Origin of the sequence: Xylanibacter ruminicola (assembly GCF_900142525.1) — a bacterium.
Classification (GTDB): Bacteria; Bacteroidota; Bacteroidia; order Bacteroidales; family Bacteroidaceae; genus Prevotella; species Prevotella ruminicola_A.
This window is the reverse complement of the sequence record NZ_FRBD01000007.1, coordinates 67,861-84,030: the sequence shown is the minus strand read 5'-3', so window position 1 is coordinate 84,030 and position 16,170 is coordinate 67,861. Positions and strand designations below refer to the sequence as shown.

12 protein-coding genes are annotated in these 16,170 nt (G+C 53.0%); 6 read left to right on the top strand and 6 right to left on the bottom strand.

Features of this window, described 5'->3' with window-relative positions:
- The first annotated feature begins 49 nt into the window (after nt 1–49).
- Together BUB86_RS17945 and BUB86_RS05950 are read left to right on the top strand one after the other, a co-directional pair.
- The gene (locus BUB86_RS17945; protein WP_073207017.1) at nt 50–1,189 is read left to right on the top strand and encodes an alpha/beta hydrolase family protein; all 1,140 of its coding nucleotides are present in this window, start codon (nt 50–52) and stop codon (nt 1,187–1,189) included.
- Nucleotides 1,189–2,850, top strand: a complete 1,662-nt coding sequence (locus BUB86_RS05950) for a glycoside hydrolase 43 family protein (RefSeq protein ID WP_073206927.1) — start codon at nt 1,189–1,191, stop codon at nt 2,848–2,850. Before BUB86_RS17945 ends, BUB86_RS05950 begins: the two co-directional genes overlap by 1 nt.
- Before the next feature lie 55 nt (nt 2,851–2,905).
- On the opposite strand, the gene BUB86_RS18120 is transcribed toward BUB86_RS05950, so the two are convergent.
- The 6 genes from BUB86_RS18120 to BUB86_RS05920 all read right to left on the bottom strand — a co-directional run bounded on the left by BUB86_RS18120 (nt 2,906) and on the right by BUB86_RS05920 (nt 10,546).
- A complete protein-coding gene (locus tag BUB86_RS18120; protein ID WP_262503381.1) occupies nt 2,906–3,028 on the bottom strand; it encodes a hypothetical protein in 123 nt (40 codons plus the stop codon).
- 176 nt (nt 3,029–3,204) lie between these two features.
- Nucleotides 3,205–3,939, bottom strand: coding sequence for a DUF4468 domain-containing protein (locus tag BUB86_RS05940; protein WP_073206922.1), 735 nt, complete (start codon nt 3,937–3,939; stop codon nt 3,205–3,207).
- A 28-nt stretch (nt 3,940–3,967) separates the two neighbouring features.
- Entirely contained in the window at nt 3,968–5,014 is a 1,047-nt protein-coding gene (locus BUB86_RS05935; RefSeq protein WP_217653232.1) for a metallophosphoesterase family protein, read from the bottom strand.
- A gap of 11 nt (nt 5,015–5,025) precedes the next feature.
- The gene (locus BUB86_RS05930) at nt 5,026–5,742 is read right to left on the bottom strand and encodes a hypothetical protein (protein WP_139261455.1); all 717 of its coding nucleotides are present in this window, start codon (nt 5,740–5,742) and stop codon (nt 5,026–5,028) included.
- 163 nt (nt 5,743–5,905) lie between these two features.
- The gene (locus BUB86_RS05925) at nt 5,906–7,477 is read right to left on the bottom strand and encodes a carboxylesterase/lipase family protein (protein ID WP_073206915.1); all 1,572 of its coding nucleotides are present in this window, start codon (nt 7,475–7,477) and stop codon (nt 5,906–5,908) included.
- A 21-nt stretch (nt 7,478–7,498) separates the two neighbouring features.
- Entirely contained in the window at nt 7,499–10,546 is a 3,048-nt protein-coding gene (locus tag BUB86_RS05920) for an FAD-binding and (Fe-S)-binding domain-containing protein (protein WP_073206913.1), read from the bottom strand.
- Between the two features lie 137 nt (nt 10,547–10,683).
- Here BUB86_RS05920 and BUB86_RS05915 point away from each other — a divergent pair, with 137 nt between their 5' ends.
- The 4 genes from BUB86_RS05915 (at nt 10,684) to BUB86_RS05900 (ending at nt 16,145) form a co-directional block, all read left to right on the top strand.
- Entirely contained in the window at nt 10,684–11,136 is a 453-nt protein-coding gene (locus tag BUB86_RS05915; RefSeq protein WP_254795106.1) for a hypothetical protein, read from the top strand.
- Nucleotides 11,133–13,565 carry a DUF3160 domain-containing protein gene (locus BUB86_RS05910; RefSeq protein ID WP_073206911.1) on the top strand — a complete coding sequence of 811 codons (2,433 nt, stop codon included), beginning with the start codon at nt 11,133–11,135 and terminating at the stop codon, nt 13,563–13,565. Before BUB86_RS05915 ends, BUB86_RS05910 begins: the two co-directional genes overlap by 4 nt.
- Nucleotides 13,534–14,451: a CapA family protein gene (locus BUB86_RS05905; protein ID WP_073206909.1), complete on the top strand. Its 918-nt coding sequence runs from the start codon at nt 13,534–13,536 to the stop codon at nt 14,449–14,451. The genes BUB86_RS05910 and BUB86_RS05905 overlap by 32 nt, the downstream gene beginning before the upstream one ends.
- Nucleotides 14,452–14,543: 92 nt before the next feature.
- Nucleotides 14,544–16,145: an L-lactate permease gene (locus BUB86_RS05900; RefSeq protein ID WP_073206907.1), complete on the top strand. Its 1,602-nt coding sequence runs from the start codon at nt 14,544–14,546 to the stop codon at nt 16,143–16,145.
- The last annotated feature ends 25 nt before the right edge of the window (nt 16,146–16,170 follow it).

Sequence of the window (16,170 nt, the reverse complement as noted above, 5' to 3'; positions counted from 1 at the left end):
CAGCCTTTACATCGGCTACTCAGTCAACAAGGAAGATGTAGCATGCACCATCGTCAAGCTAGACCAGCCGAAGCCTAAGAAGAAAGAGACCTCTCAGCAGAAGCGACAGAAATACGAGTTTGAGCGCAATCTGCCCGTTTATGCCAAGCAGCTGATAGCCGACCTCACCTACCCTATGGCGTGGGGCAACAGCAGCATCAAGAACTTCAGTAAGTGGAAGAAGGCCGCACGCCAGAAGGTCTTCGACTGCATGCTCACGCCACCACCCGCCCCAGCCGATGGCTACAACGTAACCGTTTTGGCCGAAGAGCAGCGCAACGGCTACAAGGCCCGCAAGATAGAAATCCAACTATCAAAGTACTATAAGGTGCCTGCCTACGTGCTGATTCCCGACGGCAAGGGTCCCTTCCCCGCCGTTAACGCCCTGCACGACCACGGTGCCCACCTGTTTATCGGTAAGGAGAAGATGATTCGCCCGCTGGCGTGCGAGACCGACGAGGTGAAGGCCGATGCCGAAGCCTGGCTGGCAGGCTACGAGGGGCAGTTCTTTGGCGACTACCTGGCACAGCACGGCTACGTGGTGTTCTCGGCCGATGCACCCATGTGGGGCGAACGCGGCCAGAAAGAGGGTGCACGTCGCGACCGCTACGACATGATAGCCGGCAACATGATGATGTACGGCATAGACCTCTCGGCCTATATGACCTACGACGATATGGCCGGCACCGAATACCTGGCACAGATGCCCGAGGTAGATGCCAACCGCATCGGCTGCACGGGCTGGTCGATGGGTGCCTATCGCGCCTGGATGCTCTCAGCACTCTCCGACCGCATCAAGGTGGGAACAGCTATCTGCTGGATGGTGACTACCGACGAGCAGATGGGCTTTAAGTACGATCGCACCGAGAACGGCGGCTTTGCCAACTGCTTCCCCGGTTTGCGCCGCTGGCTCGACTATCCCCATGTGGCCAGCATCGCCTGCCCCAAGCCCATGCTCTTCATCAACGGCAGTCAGGATAAGCTCTTCCCCGTGGCTGGCGTCGAGAAGGCGTTCAGTACGATGCACGACACCTGGAAGAGTCAGGGCGCCGACGATAAGTTGGAAACTGAAATATGGGATATGCCTCACAGCTGCCCGCTCAAGGCACAGCAGCGTGTACTCGACTTCTTTGACAAATACTTGAAATAATGAACAAGATAACTACTATTGTAATTGCAACAGGCCTGCTGACCGCACTGTCGGCATCGGCCCAATACCGTTCGCAGGTGTGGAGCCCCGACAATGGCAACGGCACCTATACCAACCCCGTGATTAACGCCGACTACAGCGACCCCGACGTGTGCGTGGGGCCCAGTGGCGAGGATTACTATATGACGGCGTCCAGCTTTCACTGCACGCCCGGCTTGCCCATTCTGCACTCAAAAGACCTGGTTAACTGGCAGATTGTGGGCTACGCGCTGAAGAACCTCTATGAGGGCCACGATGCCCTGCTTCAGCACTTCAGCAGTCGTCCGCAGCACGGCAACGGCGTGTGGGCGCCCAGCATCCGCTACCACCAGGGGCAGTACTACATCTACTGGGGCGACCCCGACTTCGGCGTGATGATGGTGAAGACCAAGCACGGTGATCCTGCCGGTGAGTGGGAGCAGCCCGTATGCGTGATTCGCGGCGAGGGCTACATCGATACTACCCCACTCTGGGACGACGACGGCCGCTGCTATCTGGTTAACGGATGGGCCAACTCGCGCTCTAAGTTTGCCTCGGTACTCACCGTGCGCGAGCTGAATGCCGAAGGCACCAAACCCATCGGTCAGCCCGTCATCGTGTTCGACGGCAACGGCACCGAGAACCGCACTTGCGAAGGCCCGAAGTTCTACAAGCGCGAAGGTTGGTACTGGATTATGTGTCCGGCTGGCGGCGTGCCCACGGGCTTCCAGTTGGCCATGCGCAGTAAATCGCCCTTCGGCCCTTACGAGCACAAGATAGTATTGGCACAGGGCAAGACCAAGATTAACGGCCCTCATCAGGGCGGTTGGATACATACCAAATACGGTGAAGACTGGTTTCTGCACTTCCAGGATAAGGAGGCTTACGGTCGCGTGGTGCATCTGAACCCTGTTGACTGGAGCAGCGGCTGGCCCATCATGGGTAAGAAGGGCGAGCCCGTTTCCACCTATCGAAAGCCCAAATCGTCGAGCAGCGTCATCGTAAATCCTGTTGAGAGCGATGAGTTCAACGCACCTACCATGGGGCTGCAATGGCAGTGGCATGGCAACTACGACGAGAAGTTCGGCGTGCCCACCGCCTTCGGCACCTTCCGCATCTATACCTATAAGTTGTCGGAGGGCTACAAGAACTTCTGGGAGGTTCCCAATATGCTGCTACAGAAGACACCAGCCGATGCCTTTACTGTTACCACCAAGATGCGCTTCACCTCGAAGGCCGAGGGCCAGATGGGCGGTCTCATCATGATGGGTCTCGACTACAGCGCCCTGGTGGTTCGTCGTGCTGGCAACAGTTTCGAGTTAGTTCAGATAACCTGCCAAGCAGCCGACAAGGGCCGCGCTCAGACAGAACACATTATAGCCACACTGAAACCCACTGCCGTCGACAAGATTGACTACAAGCCAGGCATCCACGAGGACATCTATCTGCGCCTCAAAGTGGCCGACTCTAAGCTACACTTTGCCTGGAGCATGGACGGCAAGAAGTTTAAGGATTGCGGCAATGAGTTCCAGATGAAAGAAGGCAAATGGATTGGGGCCAAGTTCGGATTCATAGCCGTAGAGACTGACTCTAAAAGTGATCGCGGCTGGCTTGATGCCGACTGGATCAGGATAACAAAATAGCAAAAAGTAGAGGCCCGCATCATTGCGAGCCTCTATTTTTCGTTTTGATAACAAATTAGAAAATAGTCGTTCTTCCAGCACTGACATTATCACCTAGGTTTGGATGAGAAGTACCACCACTTACTACATCGAGCTGCTCCTCGTCAAGCTCAGTCTGCTCAAATTTCTTGTCTGACATAATCGTAAATTTTAAAATGTTAATAAATAAGTTCCAATTCTTTATCTGTGGCAAAGATACAAATAAGTTCTCAATCACAACACAAAAAATACGTTTTTTGTTAAATTGGCACAAAGATTTTGTAAACTTGGCACAAAACAAGCATATTCATGGTAGACCTCAGCCGTTAATCCTCTTTACCAATCGTCGTTGTCATTTCCTACGATGCCGTTTTTGACGGCTTCTTCTACCTTATCGATGATGGCATTGCTATAGGCGTGGGTCATGACGAGGGCCTTTGAGCAGGTGCGCTTCTGCGCGTCCTTCTCGACAAACGGATAGTGGCGGGCTATCTCCCACTGCTCGTCGTAAAGGCTGGCATTGGTCTTATCGTCGGCCTTGCGCTTGGCATCGCCATACGACTTGTTAGGACCATCGAGAGCCACTCCGAACCATCCGCCGCTGATATCGTTCAGCACATCGTAGGTCTGAACGGTATAGGTGACGCGTATCTTGCCATCCTTGATATCAAGGCGGATGATAGGCGTGATGCTGACAGAGTACTTGCTGACGGTACCCATGTGCTCGGCGATGTTCTTGATGGTAGACGAGATGATTATGCAACCGGCATCCTTATCGTTAAGGGTAATGGCGTTATTATCCTTGAACGTGGCCGTGGCCCAGTAGTTAAGAGCCACATAGAGCTGCTGCTTGGTCTTGCCGGGAGCCTCGACCACCTGCTGGTAGGTAAGGCTCTCGTTCTTATCGAGCGTAAGGCCGCCTGCCAGATTCTTGGCTGCATCGAGCCACTTATCGCCATACTTCTGCTTGGCATACTTCTCAAGGTCGGCCGACTTCATGACCTGAGCCTGAACCGACGTATAGCCGCAAAGAAGGGCTACCGACAGGAATAACATACAAACTTTCTTCATACGTGCTAACATTTTTTAGAAACTCCAGTTATTTTTTGGGGGTATAGTTCATGTGTACATGCTCCCACGAGTTGGTGCCATCGAGCTTACAATTTACGCGCACCAGATAATCGCCTGGCTCGGGGTTGTTGTCCTCGCTCATTGAGTCGAGCGTGAGATACTCGATGCCATTAACGGTCTGGTGATCCCACTTATGTACGTGGCCTAGGAACACGATGTTGGCATTCCACTCGGCAAACTTGTCGAGCAGGAAGAACATCTCCTCGCGAGGGAAGGTAGATGCGAACTCAACCGAGCGCGGACGGAAGATGTTGGTATGACTGAACACGAAGGTGTTGCGAATCTTGACGCCATTCTCCTTCTCAATCTCCTTACCATCCATGATACCCTCTTCGATGAGCTTAACCTGCTCTCGGCCCAGTGTACCACTGGCTGAATCGAGGAAGATAAGATGGTCGAGCGCTACGATATTCTCATTTGCATCGAGAACGATGATGGGAACCTGATAGAACGACGAGTGGAAGATGTTTGACCACAGGGCCCAGCCATTGTGAGTGATGTCGTGATTACCCACAACAGGATAGAACGGCAGCGGCACATTATCGAGCGTATACACCATATCGGCAACATTGTCGACATAGACATAGAACTCTTCGGAGTTCATCTGATACTCGTTGCCTTCTTGGCCCACATATACCTCTTCAAAGTGCTTTTCGGCATATTTCTTTCTGAACTCGGTAATAACATCTTCGAGCGTGACATAGTACTCGGCCTTGGTGTCGGCAATATCACCCAGATGGGCCCAGAACAGGTCGCCGTGGTCGAAACCTATCTGAAGCATCTCCGCCATTCGTCCATCGTCGGTAGTCATATGACTATCGGCTCCAACCAGGAAGCTGTAGTCGCCCTTGGCCACCAGATATCGGAAATCATTCTTATGCTCATCGTAATACTTGCTCGACATTTTTACACGATCCTCAACGCCTGTACCCGATACAAGCACACCGATGGGACTCACCTTATCGCACGAGGTGAAGACGATGGCAGCTACGGCTGCCAGCAACGTATATTTCATGTTTCTCATAATTACCAAACGTATTTAATTCCTAACTTTCCTGATGTCTCGTACTTACTGGCCAGCTGGCTCATACTGCCTGCAGGACGGATGTTGAACTCACCAAAGAAATTCATGGTAGAGTTGATGCGGCCGTAAAAGTTCAAGCCCCAGTTGATGTTCCAGTTCTCGAAGTAGAAGTCGTCGTAGTTGCGGAAGAAGATGCCCACATTCCACGAGTTCCAGCGCGGACGCATCTGAGCGCCAAAGCCGAAGGTTAATGTGAGGGGCTCGGTATAACCGAAGTCGCGAATACTCCAGCGGATGTACGACTCGCCCACGCGCAGATAGAGATAAGGTGACTCTACCGTTACCGAGAGGTTGGCTATCTTCTCGTTGGCCTTCCAGCGCTCATAGCGGTTGTAGAGCAGCGTGGCATCGAAATAGAAGTCTAAAAACTTGAAAGGCAGGCGGTAGCCTCCCTTGGCATCGACAGAGTAGAGTTGCTTGCCCAGCTGTGCCTGCGCATCGCCGCCCACCGTCCAGCGATCGGTAAGGTGATACTTATATGAGGCAGCAAGGCCGCCATAACCCTGAACCACGACATTGTTGCCACCCATGAAGTAGCCCGACAGCTCGTTCTTATGTTCGCCGTCGTACTTGTGCTCGCCAGTAAATACCTGTGCGCTGGCGGTAGTAGCCAGAGCGGCAAGCGCCAAGGATAGAATAATTGTTCTTGTCTTTATCATACAGTTAAATAAATGTTGTTTTATTGCTACGGGTTAGTAAATCATAACTATTTATGGCGCAAATTTAATCAAAAATTTAAAAACTTTCAAACATTTTATAAAAAAAACAAAAAAAGGCCAGCATTTTTATGCCAGCCTATATAAATTAATGTACGCGTACGTGTTAGCGGCGAGCTGCCTCGGCAGCCTCACGTTTAGCCTTGTAGCAGCGGTCGATAAAGTCTACCTGCTCGCGGTTGGGGCGCATAATGAGCGAGGCACCGTTAGAGAACTGCATGGTGGTAGGCTTAGAATCGTCGAAGGCAGGCCAGTAAGGCAGGCCCTTGCCGTTAGGATTGCAAGTCTTGGCAAAGTTTACCCAGTACTGCTGGATGATTTCGGCCACGGCACTCTCAGCGGGATATTTGTCGCCCTGCAGCAGGAAGTGACCATTCAGGTACATGATATCGTCGGCATGGGCCACACCACGACGGCGTGGATCCTGCGAGAAACTCATGGTTGAAGGCTGAGCCAGATAAGCGGCATAGGCAGGACTCTTACCGGTCTTGTTCTGCAGGCTAACCCAAGCGTAAGACGGCCATGCAAAGCCCATATCGCGGAAGGCATCGCCAAAGCCGTGCCAAGCCTCATCGTCGGTGGCACCGGGGTAATACTTCAAAGCCTCATCGGCCCAATCGCCAAAGATGCCCTTCAGTGTTTTCTGATAATTCTCGGCCGTCATATTGCGAGGTGCAAAGAGGGCCCCCTCGTCGCTGTTGGTCATCACGATGACAGGCACATCGTTATACTCGCCACGCTCGTAGAGGCGATACTGGTCGTCGCAGATCACGTAGCCATCAACGCAAGGCCAGAAGCCGCTGAAGCCCACATCGCCATCGCACAGCAACATGGCATCCATCTGGCGCATCTGCTTGATATTCTTTTTCTTGAGATGCTTCATGAAAGCCACACCCTGCTGCTCGACACCCTTCTGCGAGGCATCCATACCCAGCGAACGGGGCTTATCGGTCCAAGGGGCAAACGAGCCGCCACTCTGACTGATGCAGGCACGGAACAGACCCTTGGCCATGGGCGAAGCACACAGCATGCTGCAGCTGATGGCACCAGCCGACTCGCCAAAGATGGTAACCTTTGAGGGGTCGCCACCAAACTGGCCGATATTGCGCTGAACCCACTGCAGAGCGAATATCTGGTCGAGCAGACCGTAGTTGCCCGAATGGCCCTCCTTGTTCTCCTTGGTGAGCTCAGGGTGAGCCATGAAGCCCAGAGCACCCGTGCGATACTCGATGCTAACGATGACCACACCGCGCTGAGCCAGATGCTTCCAGAGGTCGCCACCGTACCACTCGGTCTGGAATCCACCACCGTGAATCCACACCATCACTGGCAGTTTCTCGGCCTTACTTTTGGCGGGCGTAGCGATGCCCAGATACAGGCAGTCTTCGTTCATCATATCGGATGTACGGCCTGGACGTGTGGGCTGTGGGGGCATAGGTCCGAAGGTATCGCACTTGCGCACACCATCCCAGGGCAGTGCGGGCTGCGGAGCGCGCCAACGCAGATTGCCGATTGGAGGTGCAGCATAAGGAATAGCCTTGTAAACAGCCAGGCCATCGTCGAGAACGCCCTCGACATCACCTGTTTCAACATGGGTGCTCAGCAGTTGTGCCTGAGCGCTGACTGATGCTGCCATCATGAGGGCAGCAAACATGAATGTCTTGATGATTGATTTCATACTTTTGGTTTTCTAAAATAACTATTGTTTAGGGGTTGTACATTCGTTAACAAGATACACAATACTCATATAAGGGATGCCGGTATTGGTTTCGAGTCCTATCTCGCAGGTACGACTGTTAGAGTAGCCCACCTCGATGTGGTTGGCCTCAATCTGCGGGCGCAACTTGCGCAGACCGTACTTGTTGAGCTCGGGGAAGGTGAAACCACGATCGCCGGCAAAACCGCAACAGCCCACGCCCTCGGGCAGGAACACATTGGTAGAGCACAGCTTGGCCAGATTAATCAGGTCGTCGGCCACACCCATCTGACGGGTAGAGCATGTGATATGCAGGGCGATAGGACGACTGATGGGATGGAAGTCGAGGCGCGGCACCAAATACTTCATGATAAATTCGGCAGGCTCATAGAGTTTCATCTTCTTCATGACTTTTTTCATACGATGCAGGCAGGGGCTCTGGGCGCAGAGCACGGGGTACTTACCTTGCTCGGAGGCTTTCCACAGGGCGGCCTCGAGTTCGGCACTCTTGCGGTCGGCAATGTCGAGCATACCCTTCGATTCCCAGATCTGTCCGCAGCACATACGCTCCATGCCCTCGGGGAAGATGACCTCGTAGCCCGCCTTGGCCATGAGCTGGATGACCTCATCAACCAGGTCGTGAATCTTTCCGCCATGGCGCGACTGGCCCATGGTCTGATTGATACAGCTGGGGAAGTAAACGACTTTTGATTGACCATTGACCATTGACAATTGAACATTATTGGCATCCGTACCCTTTTGCGCAGCAGAATGGTCAATGGACTCAATGATAAATTGAGTCAAATCACTCTTCTTGGGCTGGCGATGCTTCTTAGGCATGGCGGTGGTCCAGAGCGGCAGACCCATCTTGTTCATGGTGCGGCACACGGTAGTCATCAGCGTTGGGCCCAGCGTGACGTGGGCGGCATGGGCCACATCGAGCACCACGCGCAGACCGCTCTTGATGCCTGCCATGTGGTTGGCTGCAAACTCACCGAGCTTATAGCCCATAGGACTCTGGTTCATATCCATCTGACGAATCAGGTGCGTCAGCTCGCCGGTATTGATCTTCATCGGGCACGATGTTGAGCAGAGTCCGTCGGTGGCGCAGGTCTGGTCGCCATAGTACTTATACTGCTTTTTGAGCGTAGCCAGGCGCTCGGGGTTAGAGCCCGTAGCGGTGAGATAGCGTATCTCGCGCTGAACGGCGATACGCATACGGCTGGAAAGCGTGAGTCCGCACGACATACAGTTGACCTCGCAGAAACCGCACTCGATACACTTGTTGGCACGCTTCACCTGCTCGATGGTCTCCTTAGCCGTTGAGAGGGCTGGATCCATGAGGTAATGACCGCCATCGGGTACGCTGCTGAAGTCAAAATCGAGCACCGGCAGCGGCTTGAGGCACTTGATGAAGCAGTCAGGATCATCGTTGAAGATAACGCCTTGATTCAGCAATCCTTCGGGGTCGAAAATCTGCTTGAGTTCCTTCATGGCCTCGTAGGCCTTATCGCCCCACTCGTACTTCACAAACGGTGCCATATTTCTACCAGTGCCGTGTTCGGCCTTGAGCGAACCGTCGTAGCCCTCCACCACCAACTTAGCCACATCGCGCATCATCTCAGCATAGCGAGCCACCTCATGCTCGTCGGCAAAGCTCTGGTTCAGAATGAAGTGGTAGTTGCCCTCGAAAGCGTGGCCGTAGATGCAGGCATCGTCGTAGCCGTGGTCGGCTATCAGTTTCTGCAGTTTTACTGTTGCCTCAGGCAGACTCTCGATGGGGAATGCCACATCCTCAATGAGGCACGATGTGCCCACCGGACGGGTGCCGCCCACACTGGGGAAGATACCACTTCGGATGGCCCAGTACTTGCCGTAGACTTTCGGGTCTTCGGTGAACTCAGCCGGAATGTACAGACGGAACTGCCCCAGACACTCCTGTATCTTTGCTATCTTATCGAGCAGCTGCTCGTGGGTGATGCCCTTTGTCTCTGTGAGGATGGCGGTGAGGTTGTGGTAATCGCCAGGCTCCACGCCCTCAATCTTACCAGCATCCACATCCTTCTGATACTGCAGGTAGACGGGATCGTCGACCGAACTGAGCGACTTGTAATCGAGCATCTCGGCACTCTTCACCACCAGATTCTCGGCGCTGTACTCCAGGTCTTCCTCGCCAGCCTTCATCTTCTTCATAGCCACCACAGCCTCGCAGCTCTCCTTCATGGTCATAAAGTAAACCATGGCCGAGGCCTTGAACGGATAGTCCTTCAGCGTCTTCATGGTAACCTCAGAGAGGAACGCCAAGGTACCCTCGGAGCCAACTATCGAGTGGGCAATGATGTCGAACGGATCATCGTAAGCCACCAGCGGGCGCAGATTCAGTCCGGTCACATTCTTGATACTGTATTTTCGGCTGATGCGGTCGGCCAACTCCTTATCTGCACGTACCTTATCACGCAGCGCCTCGATTTTGGCGATGAACTCTGGGTGCGACTGGCGGAAAGCCTCGCGACTCTTTTCGTCGCCCGTATCGAGCACGGTGCCATCGGTCAGAATGATGCGGGCCGAGAGCAGCATGCGGTCGCTATTAGCATGCACACCGCAGTTCATGCCCGAGGCATTATTGACCACGATGCCGCCCACCATGGCCGAACCGATAGAGGCAGGATCGGGCGGGAACACGCGGCCGAAAGGCTTTAATATCTGATTCACGCGCGCGCCCACAATGCCGGGCTGCAGTTTTATCGACTCCTTATCGGCAGCCAGCTCGTACTGCTCCCAATGCTTACCAGCCACAATGAGCACGCTGTCGGTACAGCTCTGACCACTGAGCGAGGTGCCAGCAGCACGGAAGGTGTAGGGCAACTTGTATTTGCGACAGGCGCACACGATCTTGGCAATCTCATCCTCGCTATCGCTGCGGACGACGACCTGTGGAATCTGACGATAGAAACTGGCATCGGTACCCCAACCAAGGGTACGGAGCTCGTCGGTGTAAATACGCTCATCGGGCAGGAACTGCCGAAGCTCTGACAGGAACTGAGTAATCATAGGGCGTCTAAGTTTTTAGTTATACTTTGATTTTTGCGAGCAAATATACAAAAAAAATCGGTATAGAATAGCATTTTTAGTATTTTTTCGTATCTTTGGCCCGATAAAATTCTCAAGACGTGATAAACAGTAGGATTTTGATACTACATACCATCTGGTTCGGCACACTGGCATGCGAGGCACAGAGCTTTGAACTGAAGAAACAGAACGACAGCCTATACTACCTTAACGGTTGGCGACTGCCCTACCCCGTGTATCAGTATCAGACGGGCGATGTAGATGGCGACGGAAACATCGATGCCATCGTGGGCGTGATCAAAAGCACACGTTTCTATCCGCAAAAGGCACGCAGAATATTCATCTTCAAGCAGGTTAACGGCAAGGCCCGCCCACTGTGGTTGGGCTCGAAACTGGGCGGCATACTTGAAGACTTCCGCTACGTTGACGGCAAGATTCGCGCACTGGAGCAGACCGGCAACGGACAGTATGTGGTATCGGACTACAAGTGGGGAGGATTCGGAATGGCCTTCGACCACTATATTATAAAAGGTGTAAACAAAGAAACAGCAAAAAAGACCTTTGACCAATGAAAAAGAGTAAAGTAATTATGTTGGCATGCATGGCAAGCCTGATAGCAGCCTGCAGCCAGAAACAGAGTGTGGTACAAGTACCGGTATCGACCATAGATGCCGAGAAACTGCGTGACAGCATCGACTACAACATGGACGTGTCGGGGCTGAACCTGAGCGACCTGCGCATACTGCGCAACGCCCCAGCTGCACAGCGCGGCTACCCGTTTAAGGACTCGTACCTGCGAGGCATATACGGCGTTACATCGTGGTACGACTCGCTGATGTATGTGCTCGACGAGAAAGTACAAAACGTAGACACCAAGGAGGGTGAGAACTGGCGTGATGCCTATCTGCGAACCATCGACGAGCAGAAACTGATAGTATACAACGACGAGGAGATGCAGTTTATGAAGCGACTGAAAGAGCGCGAGGACGAGCTGCAGAAACAGAACTTCGAGGTGGGAGAAGGGCTGCGCGTGAACATGAGCAATCTGCTGAATCCGCAACAGCTGAAAGACTTCGACTCTACGCTGTGTCAGAAACTGGCCGAAGAGGGATTCGCCATCGTGCCATCAAACACCGCACAGCTGTTCCACATCTACGAGCGGAACGACTACTCAGACTTCCCCAACTTTGTGACTACCGACCTCTACCTGCAGCTGTATCACCTCTACATAGACTGCATGCTGCGCGAGCTGGAGGAATATCAGCTGCTGCCACTGATGACATCATACTCGCAGGATATGATTGACGCCATGCTGGCCATCATCCACAACGCAGGCAACGACGACAGCGAGACCAAGCGTATAGCCGGCAGAAATCTGCAGTTCTTCCGCGTGGCTCTGCACTTGTTTAACGGCAAGCCGATTGATGCCAGCTACACCACCGAGAAGGCCGAGATAGAGAGATGCCTGAAAGCAAAGAACGAACGAAGCAGCATGCTGATGGACTATATGGGCGAAGTATCGTTCCCCTACAGCTTGTTCCGAGCCCGCGGCCACTACACCCGAAGCGACGCACTGAAGCGCTACTTCCGCGGTATGATGTGGCTGCAGACCGCCACCATGGGAATGGACCACGCGACCGAAGTGAAGCAGGCCGTACAGATGGCATTTGCCATGAAACTGTTTAAGAATACACGCCAGAAGTACGACAAGATAAACAACCTGATAACCATGCTGATGGGTCAGCACGACAACCTGAGTCTGATACAGGTAATGAGCGAGGTTGACAAGACGGGCATGGCAATGGAAGAGCTGCTGAACGACGACAAGGAGATGGCCAAGCTGACCAAGGTGCTGAACGAGATAGGCGACAAGCAGACACGCATACGACCGAAGTTTGAGAAGACCAGTCATAACAAGATAAACGTGATGCCACAGCGCTACCAGCCCGATGCCGAAGTGCTGCAGGAGATGGTGGACTACGACAGTAGAATAACCCAGCGCGGTGTGCCTAAGGGCATCGACGTGATGGCTGCCATGGGCGTATCGGCCGCCGAGCAGATTCTGAAGGAAGAGAAGACCGAGTGGAAAAAGCTGTTGCCCACACTAGACAGAATGAAGAAGCGTATGGGCGAGATAGACTGGCAGGAGACCACAGCCACTCAATGGATGCAGACACTGAAAGTGCTGACCACAGGCACCGACAGTCAGTCGCCCTACTTCATGCAGAACCCCAACTGGAGCAAGAAAGACCTGAATGCCGCCCTGGCATCGTGGGCCGAGCTGAAGCACGACGCCATACTCTATGCCAAACAGCCCATGGGAGCCGAGTGTGGTGGTGGCGAGAGCGTGCCCGACCCAGTGGTAAAGGGATATGTGGAGCCCAACGTGAAGTTCTGGAAGAAGGCCTCAGAGCTGCTTGAAAACACCGCCAAATTGCTGAAGGACCAGAACATGATGACCGAGAAGATAGAGGGTGTGACCGAGCGACTGAGAGAAGAAGTGACATTTCTGCTACGCGTGAGCGAGAAGGAACTGGCCGGCAAAGTGCTGACCGACGAGGAGTACGACCAGATATCGTACATAGGCGCCACATTCGAGAATATATCGCTCGACCTGCTGCGTATGCCCGATCAGAATCTGTATAACTGGGTAGACATAGAGGGTGCCGACCGCAAGGTGGCTCTGGTGGCCGATGTCTATACCGCCAACGCCGACAACAACCCCGACAAGGCCATACTATTCGAGGCTGTGGGTGATGCCGACGAGATTTACGTAGTAGTAGAGATAGGCGGCTATCTGTATCTGACACGCGGCGCTGTACTCAGCTATCGCGAGTTTGTACAGCCTATAGACCAGCCACGACTGACCGACGAGGAGTGGCAGAAGCAACTGGAAAGCAATCCGCGTAAGGGTGTGCCCGACTGGATGAAGCCCATACTGCTGCCACTGAAAAAGATGCCCGAACCGAATGAAGAGGTATTCTATAGTTCTGGTTGTTAGTTTGATGTTCAGCGTATCGGCGCTCTGCGCTGATACGCTGAATATCGTATTTACCGGCGACATTCTGCTTGACCGCGGGGTGCGGCGCGAGATCAGCAAACATGGAGTAGACCACCTGTTCTCCGCAGGTGTCGACTCCGTATTCCGTTCGGCTCAGGTGGTAGTGGGCAATCTGGAGTGCCCTGCCACCAAGATCCAGTCGCCCGTACAGAAACTTTTTATCTTTCGTGGCGAGCCTGAGTGGCTCGGCACGCTACGCCAGCACGGCATCACCCACCTGAATCTGGCCAACAATCACTCGATAGACCAAGGGCGAGCGGGACTGATGGACACCAAGTGCAACGTGATAGCAGCAGGCATGGTGCCCATAGGTGCCGGACAGAACATGCAAGAGGCCGCAGAGCCCGTGCTGCTGGCATCGCAACCACGCAACGTGTGGCTGGTGCCATCGCTACGACTGGCGCTGGAAAACTACGCCTATCTACCCGACAAGCCCTGCGTGAGTCAGGAACCGATGGACTCACTACTGAACCGCGTGCATCGGCTGCGCAAAGCTGATTCTACAGCGGTTATCATCGTATCGCTGCACTGGGGTGGCGAACACACACTGCAGCCAGTGAACAGACAACGTTGGGATGCCCACCAACTGATACGTGCCGGGGCCGACGTGCTGATTTGTCACCACACCCATACACTGCAAACCATCGAGGAATTCCACGGCAAAAAGATATACTACAGCGTGGGTAACTTTATCTTCGACCAGCAGAAACCACTCAACACAAAAGCCTGCATGGTGCGACTGAAAGTGAGCGCCGAAAATGTGGAAACTGAGACCATTCCGGTAGAAATTCGCAATTGCGTGCCCACAATTGTAAGCTATTTTTGATTTTTAACTAAATATTTGTGTAACATTGCGGATTTATTCGTATATTTGTCGGCAGAACTTATATAAATAACAAACTAATAACTAAAAGCCCTATGGCAGCAATTGTATCTGTAATTCCTATTATTCTGCTCTTCGTACTTATGATGGGCCTCAAGATGTCAGGCTGGAAGAGCGCGTTAATAACGCTTGTAGTAACCATTCTTCTAGCCGTACTCGTAGCACCGTCTATGGGCATCGTGCCAGATAAGTACGTGGGATCATCCATCTACGCCATCACTTTCTGGTCGATCATAGAAGGTGTGCTAAAGGCTTGTTTCCCCATTATCCTGATTATCATCTGCGCTATCTTCAGCTACAACATTCTGGTGGAGACGAAGGAAATTGAGACCATCAAGACGCAGTTTATACAGCTGACTAGCGACAAAGGTCTGCTGGTGCTCCTGCTAACATGGGGCTTTGGTGGTGTGCTCGAAGGTATGGCAGGATTCGGAACTGCCGTAGCTATCCCTGCCGCCATCCTGATAGGACTGGGATTCAAACCCATGTTCTCGGCTGTGATCTGTCTGGTGGCTAACACCGTGGCCGTAGGTTTCGGAGCTGTGGGACTGCCCGCCACCACACTGGCCAATCAGGTGGCCGATGGAACCGCTTCGCCCGAAATGCTTTGCGAGGTAGCCACCTTTATTATATTACAGCTATCGCTGATGTTCTTCATCACCCCGTTCCTCATCCTGATGATGACCGACCGCACCAAGATACTCAAGAATATCTCGCTGGCGCTGTTCGTGGGCTGTTTCTCAATCATCGTACAGTTCTGCTGCGCTTACTTCCTCGGTCCTGAAACGCCAGCTATCCTCGGCTCAGTAGCCGCCATCATCGCCATGCTGATTTACAACAAGCTGTTTATACACGATGAGAACCCCAACGACGAAGTGGTGGTTGAAAAGAAGAAATTCGGCATGACAAAGACGCTGAAGGCTTGGAGTGTTTACGGACTGATTATCTTCTTCATCCTGATTTCAAGTAAGATTGTGCCACCAATGAACGATCTGTTGAAGTCAACATTGGTTACCAAGTTTGACATGCCTGTTATCGGCAATACCTTCTCGTTCGGCTGGCTGAGCAATGCCGGACTGATGATTTTCCTGGGCGCCATGATAGGCGGACTGATTCAGGGACTGAGCTTCGGCAAACTGATGAAGATGCTGGCCAAGACCACCATCAATCTGCAGAAGACGGCTATCACCATCTGCTGTCTGGTTGCTCTGGCCATGCTCATGAACAATACCGGCATGACGCTTGCCATCGCTACAGGACTGGTAGCTGTGACGGGAGCAGCCTACCCATTCTTTGCGCCACTTATCGGTTCTATCGGAACATTCGTAACGGGTTCGGCTACATCGGCCAACATCCTGTTCGGAAAACTGCAGGCTGCTGCTGCCGGACAGCTTGGACTGGTTAACGACGCCCAGTTCTTCGGCGTGAACGGTAATGAGACCAACTGGCTGGCTGCTGCCAACTGCGCAGGCTCTGAGGGCGGTAAGCTGCTATCGCCACAAAGTATCGCCATCGCTACCGCAGCATGTGATATGGAAGGACAGGATGGTGACATTATGCGTAAGACGTTGCCGTTCGCTATCTTCTGGATACTGATGAATGGCATTATGGTATTCCTAGGATTACACGTTATCTGAAAATAGAAATCCCCTCCTGAGCAGG